At 51.1% G+C, this 20,345-nt stretch carries 18 protein-coding genes and 2 tRNA genes; 7 read left to right on the forward strand and 13 right to left on the reverse strand.

Annotated elements, in window-relative coordinates; all coding sequences use genetic code 11:
* Nucleotides 1–61 precede the first annotated feature (61 nt).
* Nucleotides 62–1,147, reverse strand: a complete 1,086-nt coding sequence (locus tag AC6R0L_RS13990) for a ketoacyl-ACP synthase III (RefSeq protein WP_500629489.1) — start codon at nt 1,145–1,147, stop codon at nt 62–64.
* A 95-nt stretch (nt 1,148–1,242) separates the two neighbouring features.
* Here AC6R0L_RS13990 and trxC point away from each other — a divergent pair, with 95 nt between their 5' ends.
* Together trxC and AC6R0L_RS14000 are read left to right on the forward strand one after the other, a co-directional pair.
* Nucleotides 1,243–1,677 (forward strand): thioredoxin TrxC, encoded by a 435-nt coding sequence (trxC, locus tag AC6R0L_RS13995; protein WP_487902254.1) that lies wholly within the window; start codon nt 1,243–1,245, stop codon nt 1,675–1,677.
* A gap of 167 nt (nt 1,678–1,844) precedes the next feature.
* Nucleotides 1,845–3,005, forward strand: a complete 1,161-nt coding sequence (locus tag AC6R0L_RS14000) for an MFS transporter (protein WP_500629490.1) — start codon at nt 1,845–1,847, stop codon at nt 3,003–3,005.
* A gap of 119 nt (nt 3,006–3,124) precedes the next feature.
* Here AC6R0L_RS14000 and nirD read toward each other — a convergent pair whose 3' ends face one another.
* From nirD to AC6R0L_RS14045, 9 genes are all read right to left on the reverse strand, one after another.
* Nucleotides 3,125–3,466, reverse strand: coding sequence for a nitrite reductase small subunit NirD (nirD, locus tag AC6R0L_RS14005; RefSeq protein WP_500627269.1), 342 nt, complete (start codon nt 3,464–3,466; stop codon nt 3,125–3,127).
* Nucleotides 3,466–5,949 (reverse strand): nitrite reductase large subunit NirB, encoded by a 2,484-nt coding sequence (gene nirB, locus AC6R0L_RS14010; RefSeq protein ID WP_500629491.1) that lies wholly within the window; start codon nt 5,947–5,949, stop codon nt 3,466–3,468. Before nirB ends, nirD begins: the two co-directional genes overlap by 1 nt.
* A gap of 10 nt (nt 5,950–5,959) precedes the next feature.
* On the reverse strand, nt 5,960–6,835 hold the full coding sequence (locus tag AC6R0L_RS14015) for an ABC transporter ATP-binding protein (RefSeq protein ID WP_500629492.1): 876 nt from the start codon (nt 6,833–6,835) through the stop codon (nt 5,960–5,962).
* A 12-nt stretch (nt 6,836–6,847) separates the two neighbouring features.
* On the reverse strand, nt 6,848–7,816 hold the full coding sequence (locus AC6R0L_RS14020; RefSeq protein WP_334552004.1) for an ABC transporter permease: 969 nt from the start codon (nt 7,814–7,816) through the stop codon (nt 6,848–6,850).
* Nucleotides 7,817–7,936: 120 nt separating this feature from the next.
* Nucleotides 7,937–9,328 (reverse strand): CmpA/NrtA family ABC transporter substrate-binding protein, encoded by a 1,392-nt coding sequence (locus AC6R0L_RS14025; protein ID WP_500627272.1) that lies wholly within the window; start codon nt 9,326–9,328, stop codon nt 7,937–7,939.
* A 301-nt stretch (nt 9,329–9,629) separates the two neighbouring features.
* Nucleotides 9,630–10,214: an ANTAR domain-containing response regulator gene (locus tag AC6R0L_RS14030; protein ID WP_500627273.1), complete on the reverse strand. Its 585-nt coding sequence runs from the start codon at nt 10,212–10,214 to the stop codon at nt 9,630–9,632.
* Nucleotides 10,215–10,339: 125 nt separating this feature from the next.
* Nucleotides 10,340–11,293, reverse strand: coding sequence for a glycosyl transferase family protein (locus tag AC6R0L_RS14035; protein WP_500629493.1), 954 nt, complete (start codon nt 11,291–11,293; stop codon nt 10,340–10,342).
* Nucleotides 11,290–12,183, reverse strand: a complete 894-nt coding sequence (cobA, locus tag AC6R0L_RS14040; protein ID WP_500629494.1) for a uroporphyrinogen-III C-methyltransferase — start codon at nt 12,181–12,183, stop codon at nt 11,290–11,292. The genes AC6R0L_RS14035 and cobA overlap by 4 nt, the downstream gene beginning before the upstream one ends.
* Before the next feature lie 5 nt (nt 12,184–12,188).
* Nucleotides 12,189–14,885 carry a nitrate reductase gene (locus tag AC6R0L_RS14045; protein WP_500629495.1) on the reverse strand — a complete coding sequence of 899 codons (2,697 nt, stop codon included), beginning with the start codon at nt 14,883–14,885 and terminating at the stop codon, nt 12,189–12,191.
* A 353-nt stretch (nt 14,886–15,238) separates the two neighbouring features.
* Between AC6R0L_RS14045 and AC6R0L_RS14050 the strand changes: the two genes are divergently transcribed.
* Nucleotides 15,239–15,709 (forward strand): NanQ anomerase/TabA/YiaL family protein, encoded by a 471-nt coding sequence (locus AC6R0L_RS14050; protein ID WP_334552009.1) that lies wholly within the window; start codon nt 15,239–15,241, stop codon nt 15,707–15,709.
* A 76-nt stretch (nt 15,710–15,785) separates the two neighbouring features.
* Here AC6R0L_RS14050 and AC6R0L_RS14055 read toward each other — a convergent pair whose 3' ends face one another.
* Entirely contained in the window at nt 15,786–16,364 is a 579-nt protein-coding gene (locus AC6R0L_RS14055) for a TetR/AcrR family transcriptional regulator (RefSeq protein ID WP_500629496.1), read from the reverse strand.
* A gap of 129 nt (nt 16,365–16,493) precedes the next feature.
* On the opposite strand from AC6R0L_RS14055, the gene AC6R0L_RS14060 reads away from it, so the two are divergent.
* The gene (locus AC6R0L_RS14060) at nt 16,494–17,534 is read left to right on the forward strand and encodes an alkene reductase (protein ID WP_500629497.1); all 1,041 of its coding nucleotides are present in this window, start codon (nt 16,494–16,496) and stop codon (nt 17,532–17,534) included.
* 222 nt (nt 17,535–17,756) lie between these two features.
* On the opposite strand, the gene AC6R0L_RS14065 is transcribed toward AC6R0L_RS14060, so the two are convergent.
* Both AC6R0L_RS14065 and AC6R0L_RS14070 read right to left on the reverse strand, forming a co-directional pair.
* A tRNA-Cys gene (locus AC6R0L_RS14065) sits at nt 17,757–17,830 on the reverse strand.
* Between the two features lie 41 nt (nt 17,831–17,871).
* Nucleotides 17,872–17,958: transfer RNA gene (locus tag AC6R0L_RS14070), tRNA-Leu, on the reverse strand.
* Nucleotides 17,959–18,212: 254 nt separating this feature from the next.
* Here AC6R0L_RS14070 and AC6R0L_RS14075 point away from each other — a divergent pair.
* The 3 genes from AC6R0L_RS14075 to AC6R0L_RS14085 all read left to right on the forward strand — a co-directional run bounded on the left by AC6R0L_RS14075 (nt 18,213) and on the right by AC6R0L_RS14085 (nt 20,344).
* Nucleotides 18,213–18,938: an AzlC family ABC transporter permease gene (locus AC6R0L_RS14075; protein WP_334552013.1), complete on the forward strand. Its 726-nt coding sequence runs from the start codon at nt 18,213–18,215 to the stop codon at nt 18,936–18,938.
* Complete coding sequence (locus AC6R0L_RS14080; RefSeq protein WP_500629498.1) at nt 18,935–19,243, forward strand: AzlD family protein; 309 nt, start codon at nt 18,935–18,937, stop codon at nt 19,241–19,243. The genes AC6R0L_RS14075 and AC6R0L_RS14080 overlap by 4 nt, the downstream gene beginning before the upstream one ends.
* A 111-nt stretch (nt 19,244–19,354) precedes the next feature.
* Nucleotides 19,355–20,344 carry an LLM class flavin-dependent oxidoreductase gene (locus tag AC6R0L_RS14085; RefSeq protein ID WP_500629499.1) on the forward strand — a complete coding sequence of 330 codons (990 nt, stop codon included), beginning with the start codon at nt 19,355–19,357 and terminating at the stop codon, nt 20,342–20,344.
* Nucleotide 20,345: the final 1 nt, after the last annotated feature.

The following is a 20,345-nucleotide window of genomic DNA, read 5'->3' on the forward strand; positions in this document are numbered from 1 at the left end:
TCATTGTATAGGCCTAAGCGTATTTGTTGAGGCTTGTATTGCCTCGTAAATTTAGGCCTGTTTACTCTGCGTGTGTTTTACAAAACGCGATCGCTTGTTCCAATAACTCAAGCGCAGACGCCTCTACTGGAGGAAGTGTGGCATCGCTTTGGCCTAATGGCGTAACTCGCTCACCCCATTTTATGTGGCCTGCGCCCCAAGTTAAACCTGCGCCAAAGGCGGCGAGCAGTAGGTTGTCACCGGGCTTAATAAAGCCTTGTTCCAGCGCTTCACACAAGGCAATCGGCACAGTGGCCGCAGAGGTGTTGCCATAGTTCTGGATGTTAACAAACGCTTTATCTTGAGCAATCCCGGAAAGATCACACAAGGTTTGAATGATGCGGATGTTAGCTTGGTGCGGGATCACCACATCAACATCGTCAGTGGACAGTTCGCTGCGCGCCAGCACCGATTGAGCGGCTGCGCCCATGCCTTTCACTGCACGCTTAAAGATCTCTTTGCCGACAAAATCAAACGCCCAGTAGCCGTTGTCCGCAGCGAAACGATCCATTGAGGTACCGAACTTGGGCACCGCCAAAATATCACGCCCAGCCGAATCACAGCCAAGCTGCGCCTGTTGCAAGCCCACTTTTTCCGTTGTGCAGCTCAACACCGCTGCGCCTGCGCCATCACCAAATAACACCGCCGTATCACGCTGGGTCCAATCGATAAAGAAAGAGAGGCGCTCTGCGCCGATCACGATTGCATGGCGGTAATTGCCTGATTGAATAAGACGAGTCGCCGTTTCTAATCCGTAAACAAAGCCAGTACACGCTGCGTTCAAGTCAAACGCTGCGGCGGCTTGAACGCCGAGGTTTTGGGCGACTTTAGACGCGGTATTGGGAATCAGCGAGTCAGGTGAGCAGGTCGCAACAATAATGAGATCCACCTCATCAACACTGACATTGGCACACGCGAGCGCGTGTTTGGCGGCAACGGTTGCAAGATCTGACGTATTCACATGGCTGATGCGGCGCTGCTCTATACCAGTGCGCGTCTTAATCCATTCATCGGAAGTATCTAGAAAAGTGCTGAGGTCATCGTTGGAGAGCGTGGCTGGCGGTAGGCATTTACCCCAACCGGTAATTTCTGCGTAATAGCTGGTCATTATGTGCCTTTTTACATTCTTATTTGAGTCACTTGGCGTTTTCAGAGTATAACTAGTGTGTCATTGAGTTGAAATAATTAATAAAGAGAAAAGTCATGTCTACCTTCAATACACGATGCCCATCATGTTCTGGTGTCAACCGCGTGCCGCTCGAGCGCGTATCGGAAAGCCCTAAATGTGGTAAATGCCAATCTGCGTTGCTCGATGGCCAACCGATAGAAGGCACGTCGCTGAACTTTAATGCCCTGTTGCAAAGCAGCCAACCTGTGGTGGTCGATTTTTGGGCGCCTTGGTGCAACCCTTGTGTGGGCTTTGCACCTGTCTTTGAAGACGAAGCCGCCGCCAGACAGGGCGAAGTACGATTTGTCAAAATCAACACCGAAGTTGAGCAAGCGTTGGCCGCTCAGTTTCAGATCCGCAGTATTCCAACTGTGATGGTATTCAAAAATGGCCAGCGCGTGGATGTGATTAACGGTGCGCTTCCTCGCTCGCAATTTAGCCAATGGCTAACTCAAGCCATCAATAAATAACCTTGAGTTCCCACTAACGACTCGACAAAAATCTCTTGTCGAGTCGATTAATTCTTTTCGTTTTACCCACAAAACTATTCAGTCCATATTCGCGCGAAAACTCACTGGTTAATTTCTCAATCCTTGATCCCTTATGGCCAAGGATTGTCCGTTTTGAGGCGACGACGTTGGACAACACTCTTATTCCTACCCGCACTATCCGTGTCACGGTTCCTGTGATTGCATTGGCGCTATACGCCGTTGCATCGGGCTATTTGATGAGTTTGATTCCGCTGATGCTGCCTCACTACGATCTGCATACCTCACTCGCCAGTTGGCTTGCGAGCGTATTTTACGCAGGTCTATTGATTGGCGCGATGGGTGTAGAGCCTTTGGTGCGCCGATTAGGGCACAAAGCCGCGTTTGTCTGGTGTTTAGCGCTATTTCTACTCACGATTGTGGCCTTGCCATTAATGCCGTATGCAAGTAGCTGGTTGATCGCACGCTTTGTCGCGGGCGCGGCGGTTGCAGGCGTCTTTGTTGTGGTCGAATCTTGGTTGCTGCACGGTGACGAACAGTCACGCGCTAAACGCCTTGGTCTTTACATGGGCGCGCTGTATGGCGGCGCGGCGCTAGGCCAATTGGGTATTGGTGTCATTGGCGTATCGGGTGGTGTGCCTTTTATTACTATCACTACCCTTTTATTGCTCGCCATCATCGTGCTGATGTTTGGTGACTCTGATCAACCCGAGCACGGAGAGAGTGCCTCACTCTCTTTTAAACAGATGAGCAAATTAAGCCATGCTGCAATCATTGGCTGTATCGTGTCTGGTCTCACCCTCGGCGCAGTGTACGGCCTGATGCCTGTCGAATTGAGTCAACGTGGCATTGCCCATGATGACATTGGCGGCTTAATGGCTCTGATCGTTTTGGGCGGTATGGCGATTCAGCCATTAGTGCCAGCATTGGCGAAAGTGTTCGGTCGCACACCTTTAATGGCGCTATTGTGCTTGGTGGGCGTGGCTGCGATTGCCTTTACCTCTATGGTGCCGGGTCTGCGAGCTCTGGGTGCCGGGCTATTTGTACTTGGTATGGCGACCTTCGCACTCTACCCCATTGCGATCAACTTAGGCTGTGATGGCTTGAACGCCCAATACATCGTCTGCGCAACACAAGTGATGCTGTTCAGTTACAGTGTCGGTTCTGTAGTGGGACCTGTGGTAGCAGATGGGTTTCTTTCTGGCCCTCAAGGCTTGATGGGCTATTTGTTCGCGGCGCTGCTTGCTACTAGCATCTATATGTTGCTTGCCTCGATACGGGGTAAACGCAAAGCAGCGATCGGTGAATAAATTAGTACCGCGTTAATTAAAGCATCGCACAAAAAAATACCAACCTGATCAACAGGTTGGTATTTGCCCCCTGGAAGGATAGGGCTAGGGTGAAACACGAGTCACTCGCGAAAACCTTGTTACGCCTTCGCGTGCCATTCAAGAAACACTTCATCGTTTTCCAGCAACACGGGCCAATGAGCTAAACGCACGTCGCTGTTTTCTAAGCACTCGCCTGAGCGCAGGCAAAAATGCTGTTTGTACAAAGGGGAAGCGACACACAACTTGCCCTTAACATCTCCGACAATGCCGCGGCTAAGCACAAAAGCTTTGCCGATAGGATCCCAGTTCTGCACCGCAAACACACCTTGATTAGGGATGAGAAACAGCGCAACTTGTTGGCCTTCCACCAAGGCGACTCGCCCTTCGTAGGCGCACAGTGCGCTTAAGTCGCACACCTTGATTTTCTCGAGTACGTCCATCAATTCTCCTCCTTAACTGGAATACGTTGGCCACGAATGCGTTGGTAAGGCAACGCTTGACTGGATTCACCTGAATTAATGAATGGACGGAACTTAGTGAGCTTGGCAGGGTTATCCAACGTGCTCTTCCATTCACACTGGTAGGTATCCACCACGTGCTGCATTTGCGTCTCCAATGACTCGCAAAGGCCGAGAGAGTCCTCTATCACCACTTGTTTTAGGTACGCCAACCCACCTTCTAGGTTATCCATCCACACTGAGGTGCGTTGCAATTTGTCTGCGGTGCGAACGTAGAACATCAACACGCGGTCAATCAGAGTGATCAATTCATGTTTGCTGAGATCGGAGGCAAACAGATCCGCGTGACGCGGGCGCATGCCACCATTCCCACACACGTAGAGGTTCCAGCCGTTTTCCGTGGCGATGACGCCGATGTCTTTACTTTGCGCTTCAGCGCACTCTCGGGTACAGCCTGACACCGCAAACTTCAGTTTGTGTGGCGAACGTAGCCCTTTGTAGCGGTTTTCAAGTTCGATGGCGAGGCCAACCGAATCATCGACACCGTAGCGGCACCAGGTTGAGCCCACGCAAGATTTCACTGTTCGGACCGATTTTCCGTAAGCATGGCCGGTTTCAAAGCCCGCGTCGATCAGCGTGCGCCAGATATCCGGTAACTGCTCAACTTGTGCGCCAAACAGATCGACTCGCTGCCCACCCGTAATTTTGGTGTAGAGATCGTATTTCTTGGCTACTTCTCCTAAGACAATCAGCTTGTCTGGTGTGATCTCGCCGCCGGCAACACGAGGTACGACCGAATAAGAGCCATCTTTTTGCAGATTCGCCATAAAGGCATCATTGGAATCTTGTAAACGGCTGTGTTGAGGCTCCATGATGTGTTCATTCCACAGCGAGGCGAAGATCGAACTGGCGGTCGGTTTACACAGATCGCACCCCAACCCTTGGCCGTGACGAGCGATTAAGGTGTCAAAATCCTTGATCGCTTCGACTTGGCAAATATGGAACAACTCTTGGCGTGAGAGCGCAAAGTGTTCACAGACATGGTTGTTGACTTCAACGCCCATCGCTACCAATTCAGCATCGAGCACCGATTTGACCATGTTGCTACAACCACCACAGCCGGTGCCCGCTTTCGTCTTCGCTTTAAGAGAGTCCAAATCTTGCGCGCCCGCTTGAATCGCTGCCACCAAATCGCCTTTGGTGACGTTGTGACAGGAGCAAATCACCGCAGTGTCATTCATTTCTCCATCGAGCATACTGGTGTCAAACAGGAGATTTGCAGCGTGATCGGGCAGCATGGTTTGGTTTAAGTAACATTGCAGTAAGGCGTCGTAGTCACTGTTGTCGCCGACCAAGATAGCGCCAAGCAGTTGGGTGCCCGTCGCATCGACCACCAGCTTTTTGTAGACGCCTGTGACCGCGTCTTGCAAAACCATCTCTTGCGCGCCTGGGGTTGCTTTATGCGCATCACCGATTGATGCGACATCCACACCAAGCAGTTTCAGTTTGGTGCTCATGTCTGCACCGGTGAACCCCTGGGTGTCACGATGGGTCAGAACGTCAGCCACGACACGCGCCATCGTATAGCCAGGCGCAACCAGGCCAAAAATGCGCTCTTGCCAAAGGGCGCATTCGCCAATGGCAAAAATGGAGTCGTCACTGGTCATGCAGCGATCATCAATCACAATCCCGCCGCGCTCGCCAATAGTCAGCCCGGCTCCGCGCGCTAAGGCATCTTGTGGACGTATCCCGGCGGAAAAGACGATCACGTCCACTTCAAGCGGATCCTCATCTTTGAAGACCATGCGATGCTTTGCGCTCTCGCCATCACAAATGCGCTCCGTTGCCGTCGAGGTATGCACCGATAAACCAAGCTGTTCTATTTTCTCTTTCAGTACGGTGCCTGCGCCGTCATCGAGCTGCACTGGCATGAGCCTTGGGGCGAATTCGACTACGTGAGTTTCCACCCCGAGCAAACGCAAGGCGTTCGCGGCTTCAAGCCCGAGCAGACCACCGCCGATCACCGCGCCGGTTTTCGCCCCTTGGCAGGCGGTTTTGATTTCAGAGAGATCATCAAGGGTGCGATAGACAAAAATTTGCTCACGATCATGCCCCTCAATCGGCGGCACAAATGGGTAAGAACCGGTGGCGAGCACTAATTGGTCATACCCCATCACGGTTTCACCATCGAGCTCTATACGTTTAAGCTCTGGCATTAGAGCGGTCACCTTGGCACCGAGCACCAACTCGATGCCATGTTTTTGATACCACTCTTCGCTGCTCAGCATTAGATCTTGATGGGATTTGCCCGAAAACAGTGCCGAGAGCTGAACTCGGTCATAAGCGATAAAGCGCTCTTCGCCAATCACGGTAATGCGTTTTTCGAGATGCGCGCCGCGCTCGACCAATTGAGCCACCAGATGGTGGCCGACCATGCCATTGCCAACAATTACTATCCGTTCCATGTTCACTTCCTTAGGCGGTCTTTGCCGCTGATTTCGCATCGTCTTGGGTGGACGAGCTCGCGCTTGCTCTTAACGCTGTCTTGGTTTTTGATGCCGTAGGCTCAGGTTTGGCCTGTTTTTCATAGAGGAATCTCAACACTGACTGGCGATATTTTTGATACTGCGGGTTATCTGCCAACGCCACTCGGTCACGGGGTCTTGGCAGATCAATCTCAAGCACTTCGCCGATCGTGGCTGCCGGTCCGTTGGTCATCATGACGATTTTGTCTGAGAGCAACACCGCTTCGTCCACATCGTGCGTGATCATGATGACGGTGTTATTCAAGTCAGCTTGGATTTCCATCAAGGAGTCTTGCAAGTGCGCGCGGGTTAACGCATCGAGCGCGCCGAACGGCTCATCCATCAACAGCACTTTCGGTTGTAACGCCAGCGCTCTCGCAATACCGACACGCTGCTTCATGCCACCGGAGATTTCATCTGGCTTTTTGTCTGCCGCGTGAGACATGTGAATCAATTCCAAATAGTGCTCGGTTTGCTGTTTGATCCATGCTTTGCTCTGCCCTGCGGCCACCTGTTTAACGGCAATTTCCACGTTTTCGTGCACGGTTAGCCAAGGCAGCAACGAGTGATTTTGGAATACCACTGCGCGCTCGGGGCCAGGGCCACTGACTTCGCGCCCATCGACAATCACGCCGCCATCGGTGGGCATGTGTAAACCCGCAACCAAATTGAGCACGGTCGATTTACCACAGCCCGAGTGACCAATCAGGGAGATAAACTCACCACGTTGGATTTGTAAATTAACATTCTTGAGCGCGATAAATTCACCGTTGGGCGTCGGAAATCGCATGCCAAGTTGAGTAAGATCGAGTAACGGTTTAGACATGATGAACTCCTATTAACGCAATGCTTGCTGTTTGTTCCATGAGAGCCACTTCTGTAGCTGTAACATGCCGCGATCAAGCAACAAACCAATAAAACCGATGGCAATAACGGCGACCATAATGCGCCCAAGTGAGGCGGAACTGCCGTTTTGAAACTCATCCCAAACGAACTTGCCAAGACCGGGGTTTTGCGCCAACATTTCAGCGGCAATCAGTACCATCCACGCAATACCGAGCGACAAACGAAGCCCTGTAAAGATCATAGGGATCGCCGACGGCAGGACAATAATGCGAATGTGTTGCCACCAAGAAAGCTGCAGCACTTTACTGACGTTAATCAGGTCTTTGTCCACACTTGTCACGCCAACCGCCGTGTTGATCAAGGTGGGCCACAAGCTACATAGCGCAACGGTAAGCAGTGAGTTGACAAAAGATTTAGCAAAAAGCGGGTCATCACTGACGTAGGTTGCACTCACCACCATGGTCACAATAGGCAACCAAGCAAGGGGCGAAACGGGCTTAAGCAGTTGAATAATTGGGTTAAAGGCTTGATACAAACCGTGGTTTAGCCCAAGGACAATACCCAGAGGTACGGCGATCACCGTGGCGAGAATAAAGCCACTTGCCACCGTCACTAAGCTGGTGACAATCTGATCAAAAAACGTCGGTTTGCCTGTGTAGGGGCGAATTTTGACCTCGGCGTTGGGATCTTTGGCGAGCTTCTTCGCATTGCGCTTTTCTTGGCGTTCAATGAAGGCTTGTTCTTTTTGGCGCTCATTCCAATGATCGTCCACTAAGTTGCTAAATTGCTCGAACGTTTGCACCGGGCCAGGCAAGGTGCCTAATGACGTTTCGACCTGACGTGCACTTAAATGCCACATCATCAAAAACATCAATATGCCGATAAGCGGTAGCAGAACGATTTTGCTTTTGTTCGCTACCACCGATTTACTCGGTATCAGGGAAATGACATTACTCGACATAAGCACTCCTATTACATCCTTGTTACGTCTTGTTGACTGTGTGATTGAGCGCAGCGCTCAATCGGGCTTTCCTAATGTGGGGGGAGCCACCTCCCCCCCGATTTGACCCAATCTTGGGCGTTACACTTTGTCGCTGCCTTTTAGACCAATATTGAATTTTTCTAGGTAGGCATTAGGCTGACGACCGTCGTAAACGATGTCATCGATGAAATGCGTCTGCGGCGCACGGAAACCATCTTCTTGGCCAAAATCAGGGAAGTCACCTTGCGTCAGAACACCATCTTCGACGAGGGCTTGTGCCGCTTGTTGGTAGATATCAGGGCGGTAGACTTTCTTCGCCACGTCCATGTACCAGTCGTCTGACTTGCCTTCAGCGATTTGTCCCCAGCGGCGCATCTGGGTTAAATACCAGATCGCATCACTGTAGTAGGGGTAAGTCGCGTTGTAGCGGAAGAAAACATTGAAATCAGGCACTTCACGTTTGTCACCCTTTTCATACTCGAATGTGCCGGTCATGGAGTTGGCGATCACTTCGTAGTCAGCGCCGACATATTCACTTTTCGCCAGCAACTTAACCGCTTCCTCACGGTTGGCGTTGTTGTTCTCATCAAGCCAGTGGGCCGCGCGAATCAGCGCTTTCACGACGCGAATGTGCGTATTCGGGTACTTCTCTGCCCACTCTTTTGAGACGCCAAATACTTTTTCTGGGTTGTTTTTCCAGATTTCGTAATCGGTGACCACAGGCACACCTATCCCTTTAAACACCGCTTGCTGGTTCCACGGTTCGCCGACGCAATAACCTTTGATCGTGCCGGCTTCCATTGTGGCGGGCATTTGCGGTGGCGGAGTGACGCTCAACAACACATCCGCGCTTTGCTGGCCACTGTTATCTCCCGCTTCTGGCGCATAATAGCCAGGGTGAATGCCCCCTGCGGCAAGCCAATAGCGCAGTTCATAGTTGTGAGTGGACACAGGGAATACCATGCCCATATTGAATGGCTTGCCTTGGTCAAGATAACCCTCAACCACAGGCTTGAGCGCATCCGCCTTGATCGGGTGAACAGGAAGGCCATCATCTTGCTTAGGCACGTACTGTTTCATTTCTGCCCATGTGTCGTTGGAGACAGTAATCGCGTTGCCATTGAGATCCATACTGAATGCGGTGATCACTTCCGCCTGTGTACCTATACCAATGGTGGCACCGAGCGGCTGACCTGATAGCATATGCGCGCCATCTAACTCACCATCTATCACTCGGTCGAGAAGCACTTTCCAGTTGGCCTGCGCCTCAAGCGTGACGTACAAGCCTTCGTCCTCAAAAAAGCCTTTTTCATATGCAATCGCGAGCGGTGCCATATCGGTCAGTTTGATGAAGCCAAACTTGAGATCTTCCAGTTCAGGCTCACCGACCTCGGCAGCACTCATCGGCGCGTAGGCAGACAGTGATAGCGTGACGGCTAACGCCGTGCTTTTAAGCAATCCAGCAGTGTTAAGGGTTGATTTCCATTTCATACTCTTTCTCCAATAAAAAAGCGCTACTGCTCGTGATGAGCAGTAGCGCCGATGCTGACTTAACGATTTACCGCCGTTGATAAACCTTAAGTACAATTGAACAAATTGTGTGGTTGCGCAAAGTCGTAATGAATCACGATTCTAACCTTAGTTATTCTTATTCCAAGTAGCATGCCAACTTATTTAATGCTTAAAATTCAATAAATTAAGTTGATTTTACTTACTATTCCTATTGGTTCTGCTTTGCCTTAGTGCGCTTCGCACCGAGTTGGAATTTTTCTTGTAACCCCAAAGTGGTAGCCTAACCTTTTAACGTCTCTAAGGTGATCAGTACGTTTTTCGCGACTTGAACCATCGATTGACTCGATTGCATCGCCGATTGGCGCATCGCTTTATAGGCGGCAGACTCGTCCACACCGTGGTGCTTCATCAATAACCCTTTGGCTTTTTCTATCCATTTCCGCTCTTCCAATTTGCTGGCAAGTTCGGCCATTTCCTGTTCCATATCTAACATCGACTGGCGAACGGAAGCGGCGTGCAGTGCCCAAGGCGCCAGCGAACAACCACTATCGCTTGGGAGTAGCACATAATCCATTTTTTTAGGTAAGCGATTGATATCCATAGAACTCAATGACTGAACAATCACCAGAAGTGGCAACTTTTTCTCGCGGCAACGTTCAATCAGCAAGGTGAGCTCAGCGCACGGTTGTCGCCAGCCGACCACCACAAATGAGTTGGGGTGCTGCGTGATAAGCGCGTCAAATTGCGCCAGTTGGCAGCCTAAAATTGCATCAAAATCTTGGGCGAGTATTGCACTGATTCGGCTTTGCTCTTTGAGTGAATCGCAACAGACGATGATCGGAATTTTCGACATGGCTTGGTACATAGACATTCCTTGTTTTATTACTCCAGCTAAGCTTTTCAAAACAAGGAATGTGCCAAGGTTGTCAGATAGAAAGGAAGTAGCCTCTATCTAGTTGAAAATCGGTGAATTTTCTAGATATTTCAGCTTCAAGCAGTGGCGCAGTAGTCCTCCCAAAGCTGATAGGCCGACGCAAACGCTTGACTGTAATCGTTGTGCAGCGGGAACAACACCGTCGCCATGGTCGCGATAATGGTGTTCGCCATCATGTTCCAATCACTTTGCGGCGTCTCTAAAGGGCATGCCTTCGGTAGTGGCACATCGGTGAGCAGCTGCTCTGCCTGGTAGTGGGAGGTCACGCCGTTTTCTGAGCTCATCCAGACCGTTTGGCTTACCTTGGGGTTGTATTCTGATTCTCCCGATTGGCCTTTGAAAGAGACCACCGCATGTTTGGTCAAGCCAATTTCATGCTCTACCTCTGCATGCAACTGCTGAAAACCTGGGTGGAAACTGCCGCGAATACCGATCGCTGCGCCACTTGGGTTCAGGGCGCGAACCACCGTATTGATCGGCGTTCTGAGCCCATAGCGATTTTTCCAACCGATCATCTCTTGCGCTTTGGGCGCAAAATGGCGCAGTGGCAAATATGCGATACCGTGCTGCTCGAGCAATGTTTTGGCCTGTTCTGGCGTTTGCGCCATCTCGATGCCAAGCTCGGTCAAATAATCCTCAACATGCTCTCGCCCCGCGGCAAGGTCATGATAGCCATGCAGCAGCACCTTGTGCCCGGCGTTGGCAAGAATTTTGGCCGCTAGTCCATGCCACGGCTTGCCACTGGCTGGGCGTTTACCGGCGTAACAAGGCCAATCGATGTCGGCACCAAGCTGTGGCATGCGTGACTGAAACGCTTTGACGAAACCGGCAATCTCTTGCTTGGTCTCATTTTGCACGCGAATCAGCATCAGCAGCATGGCCATTTGATCATCCTCGCCCTGCCCATCGAGATATTCATCCATTACCTGATAGGCTTGCTCAAAACTCAGAGGTTTGCGCCCCCTCTCCCCACGCCCAACCGTGCGAATACATTCCTTTATTGTGCTCATACAGCCTCATAAGCCACAGACGCTATGGTCTTCGTTAATTGTTCTCGTAGTTTGACCACTTCACCTAAGATAATCAACGTTGGGCTCACGCCTTTTAACGCTTGAGCCATCTCGCACAGCGCCCCGAGTGTTGAGATATGGACTTGCTGCTGACGACTGCAACCGTGCGTCACGATCGCAAGCGGGAAATCTGCCGCCAACCCATTGGCCATCAGCCCTTGTTGTATGTCGGCGGATTTCTCAAGTCCCATATAAAACACCAATGTCTGACCCTGTCCGACCAAATGTGCCCAGGTCGGCAGTGCGCCCGACACCACTTGCCCCGTCACGAAGGTTACACTGCGCGCGACCTCTCGGTGCGTGAGGGGAATAAAGCTGCTCGCTGCGCAGCCAATGGCTGCGGTGATGCCCGGGATCACCTCATACTCAATGCCTTGCTCGGCAAGTCGCAACCCTTCTTCACCGCCGCGGCCGAAGATAAAAGGGTCTCCCCCTTTCAAGCGCACAACCTCTAATCCCTGCATCGCCAAATCCACTAAGATTTGACTGATCTCTTCCTGTTTTAGACTCGGTTTTCCGCAGCGTTTGCCCACGTAGATGAGTGTCGCGCTCGGCTTAGCCAAATCCAAGATATCGACGTTCACTAATCGGTCGTAGACGATCGCGTCCGCTTTCTGAATAGCCTTCATCGCTTTGACGGTCAGCAATTCCGGATCATTGGGCCCTGCGCCCGTCAAAAAGACGCGACCCGTGCCGGTTTTTGGGGTCGCCAATTTCAGCGATGCGCCACGCTGGGCATCGTGGTCGATAAATCCAGCGCTGGATAGGCTTTTCCCAGCCCCTTCTCGAAGTCGGTATGTGTCGTTGTGTTGATACGGTAACTTATCCATAGCACTTACCTCATTGTCGCGTTCGGCGACGTATCTACTACTGTGATGCTTTGTGTCGTTGTGTCAGGCGAAACCCGCGTTTGCTCGAACTCTTCCACCAAACGTGCGACTTGTGGTAAACAAGAGCCGCAGTTGGTGCCGCACTTCAATCTGGTTTGTAACTGCGCTACGCTCGAACACTCCCCTTCGCTGAGCGATTGTAAAATCTGCTCATCGGTCACTCTAAAGCAACTGCAAATAAGCTCGCTCTGACCTTCTTGCGCTGCAAGAGAAATAAGACGGCTGAAATTGAGCGCCTTGCCGACCAACTCCACTAATTTGGTGTAGTCGGAGTGGATAGGTTGCTCTGACGTGATCAATAAAGCGCGGACAATGCGCTCATCTCCAACCTCATCAAAATCCACCGCTAACCATCCAGAAGAGGTATCAAGGACGACTCGGCGGGTTTTGATATGGCTGAGGCGGCTAGGTCTGTCACCCACACACAACGTCTGCTTATCTGCGGGCTTATCATGGGCAAAGCGCCAAATTCCGACACGATTCTCCACTTGAAAGGAGTGATACAGGCAATCGTCGGGGTCAAATTGGCTGCCAATGTAGAGGCCATAAGTCTTAACCGATACTGGCAGAAGCTCGACCTCGCTTGACTTAAACGCGGGCTGACCAGAATGGGGGTCGGCATCTCGACTCACGACGGCGTTCACTTGTGACTTTCCGCCATACGCCGCCGCCCAATGCATCGACATAAAGAGCTGTTTGTAACTCAAGGTCTCATCCATGCCCACTTTCGCCACAACAGTGGCGTGCGGCCCTTGCGCCGATGCAAGTTTGGCAGGTGAGACACGTATAAGTTGGCCGGCCTCAATACCCAAATGGCTTGCCGATAGCGCGTTCATGTACACCGTCGGCTCCGTTTCTGAGGCGGCAAGATGAACCACATGCCCTGTGCGCGTCATGGTGTGCCATTGATCGCGCTGACGACCGGTATTGAGCCACCAGCCTCGTTGCAATGCGCCCTCTTTCGCGGCAATGAAACGCGCTTTACCGTCGGCGAAACTAAAACGCAGCTCGGCGTAAGGTCTCTCCCCGCCCCATTGTTTAGGTTGCCATTGACGATACTCCTCATCCGTCAGCTCAGCATATTGGCTTATATCCAGTAAACGTGGAGACGTTGCATTGATGCCCGTCATGGCTGCATACTCACGAAACACGTCCGCTTCACTTTGAAAATCAAATCCGTTGCTCACCCCGAGTTTTTCACACAAAAGCGCGCCAACAACGCTAATCGCACGCCAATCGGGCAAAGCCTGCCCCGGTGGTGGCGTGAACTGTCTTTGGCGCGACATGGTGCGCTCTGAGTTGGTCACCATGCCCTGCTTTTCTCCCCAACCTGCGGCGGGCAACAGCAGATCTGCGTATTGAGCGATATCTGAATCGGCGGTGATGTCTGACACGATAACCAAAGGACAGGCTTCAAGTGCGCGGCGCACGTAGTGGTTATCTGGCATCGAGACCACTGGATTGGTTGCCATGATCCAAATCACTTTGATCTCGTTGCGCTCAACCGCTTCAAACATCTCGACCGCTTTTAAGCCAGGCTTTCTGGCGATATTAGGCGCTTGCCAAAAATCTTCGACCAGTGCGATGGACTCATCATCGAAGCCGCGATGGACAGCCAATTGATTGGCGAGCCCGCCAACTTCGCGTCCGCCCATCGCATTCGGTTGCCCTGTGATAGAAAACGGCCCTGCGCCTTGGTAGCCAATCGCCCCCTTGGCTAAATGCGCGTTGATGATGGCATTGCCTTTGTCTGCACCACTTTGCGATTGGTTAACGCCTTGGCAAAACAGCGTGATCGCCTTGCGCTCTTGCGCAAACCAGCGATAGAAGGTCGCAATTTTCGCCGGCTCGACCTTGATACGTTCCGCAATCGCATCCAACTGATATTGGCTAGCGTTCACTTCAGTCAACAATGCCTCAAAGCCTTCTGTGTGGTTGGTAATAAAGTCATGGTCAAGCGCATCATGTTGATGTAAATAGCGAATCAGTCCGTGAAACAGCGCCACATCGCCGTCATTGGCAATAGGAATATGCAAGTCCGCTTGGCTCGCGGTGACGGTTTCGCGTGGATCAATCACGACCAGCTTCATCTCTGGATTCTTATCGCGCGCTTGTTGGATTCGACGAAACAACACAGGGTGCGTCCACGCGGTATTCGCTCCACAAATGACAATCAGATTGGCATGATTAAGGTCGTCATAATTGACCGGCACTACATCTTCGCCAAACGCGCGATTGTGCGCCACCACCGCTGAAGACATACACAAACGTGAATTGGTGTCGATGTTGGCACTGCCAACAAAGCCTTTCATCAGCTTATTGGCAACGTAATAATCTTCTGTCAACAGTTGCCCTGAAACGTACATGGCGACCGAATCCGCGCCTTGCGTGTGGATCGCCTCCGCCATCGCACCAGCAATGCGCTCTGCCGCTTCATCCCAGCTCACTTCCTTGCCCTGAAATTTGGGGTAGAGCAGGCGCGACGGCATTTTCATGCTCTCTGCAAGCGCGGCGCCTTTAACACACAGTGCGCCTTGGTTGGCTGGGTGGGCTTTGTCCCCAACAATACCGAGTGGGCTAATTTCGACTCCGCAGCCGACGCCGCAGTACGGACAGGCCGATTTGATACATTCCTTTGCCATGATTCCTTCCTCTAAAAACAACAAAGCCTCTTCCTGTTGGGAAGAGGCTCCTTTGCCGTTGACGTTGTTATTGTATTGTGTGACTGAGCACGAACTCACTTAGGTCACTTAGGGTAAAGCAATGAAGATGCCAAATAGAAAAATCAATAAAATCAGAACATTAAATATTTTTAACACCCTAAATTGCACCAATTATGTGCGCAGCAGGATCCTCACAGTGCGCATCTCCACTTCGCTCACTGAACGGTTAACGAACGCGCACTCAATCACACTCTCATAAATAGTGATTGTTGTTTTTGAAAAGCTATTTTATATTTCAGGTATTATTGTCATACAAATATTAAGGATTCACTATGTTTACTGCTAGCACTGCAGAGCTCTCCTTTGCCCGCTTCCTACAGCCTAAACTCATCGAGCTGATTGAACGCGTAATGGAACAAACTGCTCAACCTATCGAAAATGGCCGTCATGATCTGGAAGGTGACAGCGCCTTTTTCTTGGTGATGGATGACAACACTCAACCACTTGAACAGCGTAAGTCAGAGTGCCACCAACGTTACCTTGACGTGCAATTGCTGCTCGAAGGTGAAGAGACGTTTGGCTACAGCCTACTGCCGTATACGGGGTTGGATGAAGATTACCTAGCGGATAAAGATTTGGCGTTCAGTGAGCAGCTACAACAAGAGCAATTTGTCACCATTAAAGCCGGTGAATTTGTGGTGTTCTACCCGGGCCAACCTCACCGTCCATTGGTTGCTGTCAACAACCAGCCAGCGCCGGTGCGCAAAGTCGTGATCAAGATTGAAAAGAGTCTGTTTGAGTAAACTGACCGACGTCTTCGACATTTAACCATAGCGCGGCTTAGACGCCGCGCATATTGATGTTGTACAGGTTTAGCAACTAGCCCTTGATGTAGCGCAATAGCTCGTCGTTCAGTGCGCGAAGTACGCCAGAATCGGGCTGAGTGTGTGACAAGGTACGCATGCCATAAATCCCCATCACTAAAAACTGTGCCACCAGCTCAGGCGAGCGATTATTGGCAATTTCCCCAAGCTCCATCATAACGGCTATCTTGTCCACCAGCCATTGCTGCCAACGGCGCAACATGTCGCTGATCAAAGCCTCAACTTGTTCATCTTGGTGAGCCAGCTCGCTCAGCGCTTTTTGCAGCAAGCAATCTTTAATCTGCTCTTGTTCACACTCTTCGAGCACCGACTCCATATAGGCTTCAATCCCTTCAAACACCGTTGAGTAAGACGCAAACAGCGCTTCCATCGCTTGGTGTCTATCGAGTTGATACTGCTCCAATGCGGCGATCAATAGACCACGCTTGTTGTCAAACGCACAATAAATCGACCCAGGATGTAGCCCGGTTGCCAACTTAAGATCTTGCATACTGGTTTTGCCATAGCCTTTCTCGACAAACTTCGCCATTGCTTGCCTTAATACCACTTGGCGGTCAAATTCTGCGCTGCGCATAACATCACTCTTAAGGTTGGAATACCCACATAGTAACTGATGTTGAATGTGCATTCAAAAAATACTTGAATGGACATTCAAAATATTCTAACTTGAATAGGCATTCAAATACTCTCGAAGGACACGTCGATGAATACCCTATTTCAACCGTTCAAGCTCAATGAGACGCTAACGCTCAACAACCGCATTGTGATGGCTCCCCTAACTCGCTGCATGTCTGACGAGGATCTGGTGCCAACGGATGCAATGGTGGAATACTATGGCCGCCGCGCCGACACAGGCTTGATCATTACTGAAGCGACCTTAATCAGTGCTGACGGTCAAGGCTACCCTAACACCCCTGGGCTCTTTACTGATAAGCAGATTGAGGGCTGGAAAAAAGTCACTCAGCGTGTGCATCAAAATGGCGGAAAGATCTTCGCTCAGCTATGGCACACCGGCCGCGTTGCGCACCCGTCGTTTTTTGGTGGCGATAAAGTGATTGCCCCTTCTGCGATTGGTGTTGAAGGCACCGTGCCACGCATGCGCCATCTCACCTATCTAACGCCAACCCCAGCCAGCAAAGAAGAGATTCAGCGCTTAGTCGCCGATTTTGCCAAGGCCTCTCAAAACGCCATCGAAGCAGGCTTTGATGGTGTGGAGATCCACGGTGCAAACGGCTATCTCATCGACCAATTCCTTCACTACAGCAGCAACCAACGTGATGATGAGTATGGCCAAACAGCGGAAAATATGTCTCGTTTTGCGCTAGAAGTGATGGACGCTGTTGTGGAAGCGATCGGTGCGGATCGCGTTGGTCTGCGTCTCTCCCCTGGCGCCTACTTTAACGTCGAGGCCGACCCACGTGATCGCGACGTGTTCGATTACTTGCTCAAGCAACTCGAAGTACGTGATTTGGCCTACTTACATGTGGGCATTTTCGATGACGCTATGACATTTGAGCACCTAGGCGGCACCGCCTCGCAATACATGCGCGCTCAATACTCGAAAACCTTGATCGGCGTGGGTGGTTTTGATGCTCAAACCGGCAATGAGGCGATTGAAGCAGGCAAGTTTGATTTACTTGCGATTGGCCGTCCTCTGATTGCCAACCCAGATTACGTTGAAAAAGTAAAATCGGGCCAAGCGCTCACTCCGTACAGTGAAGAGATGCTGACCTCACTAGTGTAAGGCGCGCATCAGCAGCCTTTAGATTACTGAGAATAAGACAAAAGCGCCGACACTCTCGGCGCTTTTTCCATTTATCTGTTTGAGATAACGTTACGATTAAGACGTTGATCGACAAGAGTATGTGACTCAAAAATCAATCACAAAGAAAAATATTAGAAAATAGAGTCGCAACAAGCCGATTTTTGCGCCAGCTTTAGAAGGGAATTTACTGATATAAAACAATGGAGGCGCGTCCCGGAGTCGAACCGAGGTCCACGGATTTGCAATCCGCTGCATAGCCACTCTGCCAACGCGCCTTTGTATCTACGACTTGATAAGCCTGTTCTGCTTGAGTTAATGGTGCCCCGGGCCGGACTTGAACCGGCACAGCGCGAACGCCGAGGGATTTTAAATCCCTTGTGTCTACCAATTCCACCACCAGGGCAACGCAATAGATGCGAAGGTTACACCATTTCTCTTCGGCGATTGCCGTGAGAACGAGGCGTACTTTAACGAATTGAGCGAAGCGGTCAACAAAAAACTGTAACTCGCTGAACCGTTTAGATAAAAAGCCATCAATCCGTGCAAATAATCATCGTCACAACCCTTTTGCGTCTAGCACACATTCATGGTACTGATAGACGCTCTTATAATAAATCAGTGGCAAATCACTTTACTGCACACTGGCTAGGAAAAGTCATGCTTACTCAAACTCAACAAGTGGACAGCACTGAGCTGCACCATTTTACTCGTTATGATGTTTGGAACGGTTTTCGAGAACTGGTTCCGCTGTCATTCTTTGTGATTATCTTCGGTATTGCGTTTGGTGTCGCTGCGGTCCAAGTCGGCTTGGAACCGTTATCCATTATGCTAATGAGCGGATTAGTTTTCGCAGGGGCGTCACAGTTCGCGACGTTGGAGATGTGGGGACAAGAGGTCGCGTTGATTCCCGTTTTAGTGACCGTCTTTGCCATTAATGCGCGTCATTTGTTAATGGGGGCGACCCTTTACCCTTGGCTACGCCACCTTCCGGCTAGCAAACGCTATGGCGTCATGCTATTTGCCTCAGACGCCAACTGGGCGATGTCAATGAATGCCTTTGGCCGCCATCAGAGAGGACTCGGCCTTCTGCTCGGTGGCGGCGTGGCGTTGTGGTCTTTTTGGATGCTAGGCACCTGGCTTGGCTATGCGTTTGGCAACTTGATCAGTGACCCGATCAGTTTAGGGCTCGATATGGTGATGGGCTGCTTTTTACTCTCTATGGTAGCGATTGGCCCTAAGAGCCTGCGTATGTTCGTTATTTGGGGCGTGGCCGCATGCGCATCCTTGCTGGCCTATTATTATTTGCCCGACAATAGCCATGTTGTGGTTGGCGCGCTCGCAGGAGGGTTGCTCGGCGCCTTTTGGACGGAGAAACAAGCATGATGATCTCAACCGATTGGCAAGGCACGTTAATCATTATTATCGCCATGGCACTGGTCACCCTGCTCACACGCTGGGGTGGCGTGTTCGTCATGTCGTTTGTGCCAATTAGCTATCGAGTGCAGCAATTTATCACCGCTATGTCAGGGTCGGTGTTAATCGCGCTATTGGCACCCTTGGCGGTGGAAGGTGATATGGGGGCTCGCGTTGCACTTTTGGTCACTGCCATCGTGAGCTTTACCACCAAAAAACCGTTGCCAGCAATCGCAGCAGGTATTGCCGCAGCAGCGCTCACGCGTCTTATCTAAGCGGAGATTAAGGACAAATTTGTCCACAGTGAAAGGGCAAATTTGCCCTTTTAAACCCACGCACTCGACACCATGTGTTAGATAACATTCATCAACAGGCCATACTCATCTATGTCTTTCCCACGCTTATCCGTTCTTGATTTGGCGCCCGTTTCTGACGGCACAGACTTCTCTCAGACTTTTCAACGTTCAGTCGAATTGGCGCAAGCCGTCGAATCTTGGGGCTATCACCGTTTTTGGATGGCGGAACACCATAATATGCCTGATATTGCCAGTGCCGCCACCAGTGTGTTGCTCAGCCATATCGGCGCTCACACCCACTCGATCCGTTTAGGCTCCGGTGGCGTTATGTTGCCCAACCATGCGCCCCTTGTTATTGCAGAGCAATTTGGCACATTGGACGCGCTCTACCCAGGGCGGATCGATCTTGGGCTGGGACGAGCGCCTGGCACCGACTATCCGACAATGCATGCGCTAAGGCGCGATCCAGAGCGTATGGATCCCGACTTCGCAGAGCTGCTAGAAGAGTTGACGTTTTTTCTCGGTCCCGTATCCCAAAACCAACCCGTTGCGGCTTATCCTGGTAACAACACGTCAATACCGATTTGGTTGCTGGGATCGAGTACGTACAGCGCTCGTTTGGCCGCGCAGAAAGGACTGCCCTTTGCGTTCGCCGCACACTTCGCACCAGACGCGATGTCTCGAGCGTTAGCTTATTATCGTGATGAGTTTGTTCCGTCGCAGCACTTAGCAAAACCTTACGTGATGATTGGTGCTAACGTCATTGTGGCAGAGAGCCAATCGCACGCAGAGTATTTGGCGACGACAGAAAAACAGAAGTTTTTGAAAATGGTACGCGGCCGTCGTGAAAAGCTGCCCGCTCCGGTACACAGCATGGCACCGCTTTGGTCGGCGCAAGAAAAATTGCACGTTGAAACCCAGTTGCGAGAGTCGATTCATGGTGACAAAGCTCATGTTAAACACGCCATTGAATCACTGGTGGAACGGACTGGTGCCGATGAGATTATGGTCAACGCAATGGTGTATGATCAGAGCGAAAAACTGCGTTCTTATCAGCTACTGTCTGAATTGATGGAATAAC

It is taken from the genome of Vibrio sp. R15-SG3-ISO1A (assembly GCF_059833955.1).

What these genes read in the sequence shown, in the direction of transcription:
- AC6R0L_RS14035 (WP_500629493.1), bottom strand. Translation starts at nt 11,293, where the DNA reads ATGAGCACAATAAAGGAATGTATTCGCACGGTTGGGCGTGGGGAGAGG.
- AC6R0L_RS14080 (WP_500629498.1), top strand. Translation starts at nt 18,935, where the DNA reads ATGATGATCTCAACCGATTGGCAAGGCACGTTAATCATTATTATCGCC.
- AC6R0L_RS14075 (WP_334552013.1), top strand. Translation starts at nt 18,213, where the DNA reads ATGCTTACTCAAACTCAACAAGTGGACAGCACTGAGCTGCACCATTTT.
- AC6R0L_RS14030 (WP_500627273.1), bottom strand. Translation starts at nt 10,214, where the DNA reads ATGTACCAAGCCATGTCGAAAATTCCGATCATCGTCTGTTGCGATTCA.
- nirB (WP_500629491.1), bottom strand. Translation starts at nt 5,949, where the DNA reads ATGGAACGGATAGTAATTGTTGGCAATGGCATGGTCGGCCACCATCTG.
- AC6R0L_RS14045 (WP_500629495.1), bottom strand. Translation starts at nt 14,885, where the DNA reads ATGGCAAAGGAATGTATCAAATCGGCCTGTCCGTACTGCGGCGTCGGC.
- AC6R0L_RS14085 (WP_500629499.1), top strand. Translation starts at nt 19,355, where the DNA reads ATGTCTTTCCCACGCTTATCCGTTCTTGATTTGGCGCCCGTTTCTGAC.
- AC6R0L_RS14050 (WP_334552009.1), top strand. Translation starts at nt 15,239, where the DNA reads ATGTTTACTGCTAGCACTGCAGAGCTCTCCTTTGCCCGCTTCCTACAG.
- nirD (WP_500627269.1), bottom strand. Translation starts at nt 3,466, where the DNA reads ATGGACGTACTCGAGAAAATCAAGGTGTGCGACTTAAGCGCACTGTGC.
- AC6R0L_RS14060 (WP_500629497.1), top strand. Translation starts at nt 16,494, where the DNA reads ATGAATACCCTATTTCAACCGTTCAAGCTCAATGAGACGCTAACGCTC.
- AC6R0L_RS14015 (WP_500629492.1), bottom strand. Translation starts at nt 6,835, where the DNA reads ATGTCTAAACCGTTACTCGATCTTACTCAACTTGGCATGCGATTTCCG.
- AC6R0L_RS14055 (WP_500629496.1), bottom strand. Translation starts at nt 16,364, where the DNA reads ATGCGCAGCGCAGAATTTGACCGCCAAGTGGTATTAAGGCAAGCAATG.
- AC6R0L_RS14020 (WP_334552004.1), bottom strand. Translation starts at nt 7,816, where the DNA reads ATGTCGAGTAATGTCATTTCCCTGATACCGAGTAAATCGGTGGTAGCG.
- AC6R0L_RS14025 (WP_500627272.1), bottom strand. Translation starts at nt 9,328, where the DNA reads ATGAAATGGAAATCAACCCTTAACACTGCTGGATTGCTTAAAAGCACG.
- cobA (WP_500629494.1), bottom strand. Translation starts at nt 12,183, where the DNA reads ATGGATAAGTTACCGTATCAACACAACGACACATACCGACTTCGAGAA.
- trxC (WP_487902254.1), top strand. Translation starts at nt 1,243, where the DNA reads ATGTCTACCTTCAATACACGATGCCCATCATGTTCTGGTGTCAACCGC.
- AC6R0L_RS13990 (WP_500629489.1), bottom strand. Translation starts at nt 1,147, where the DNA reads ATGACCAGCTATTACGCAGAAATTACCGGTTGGGGTAAATGCCTACCG.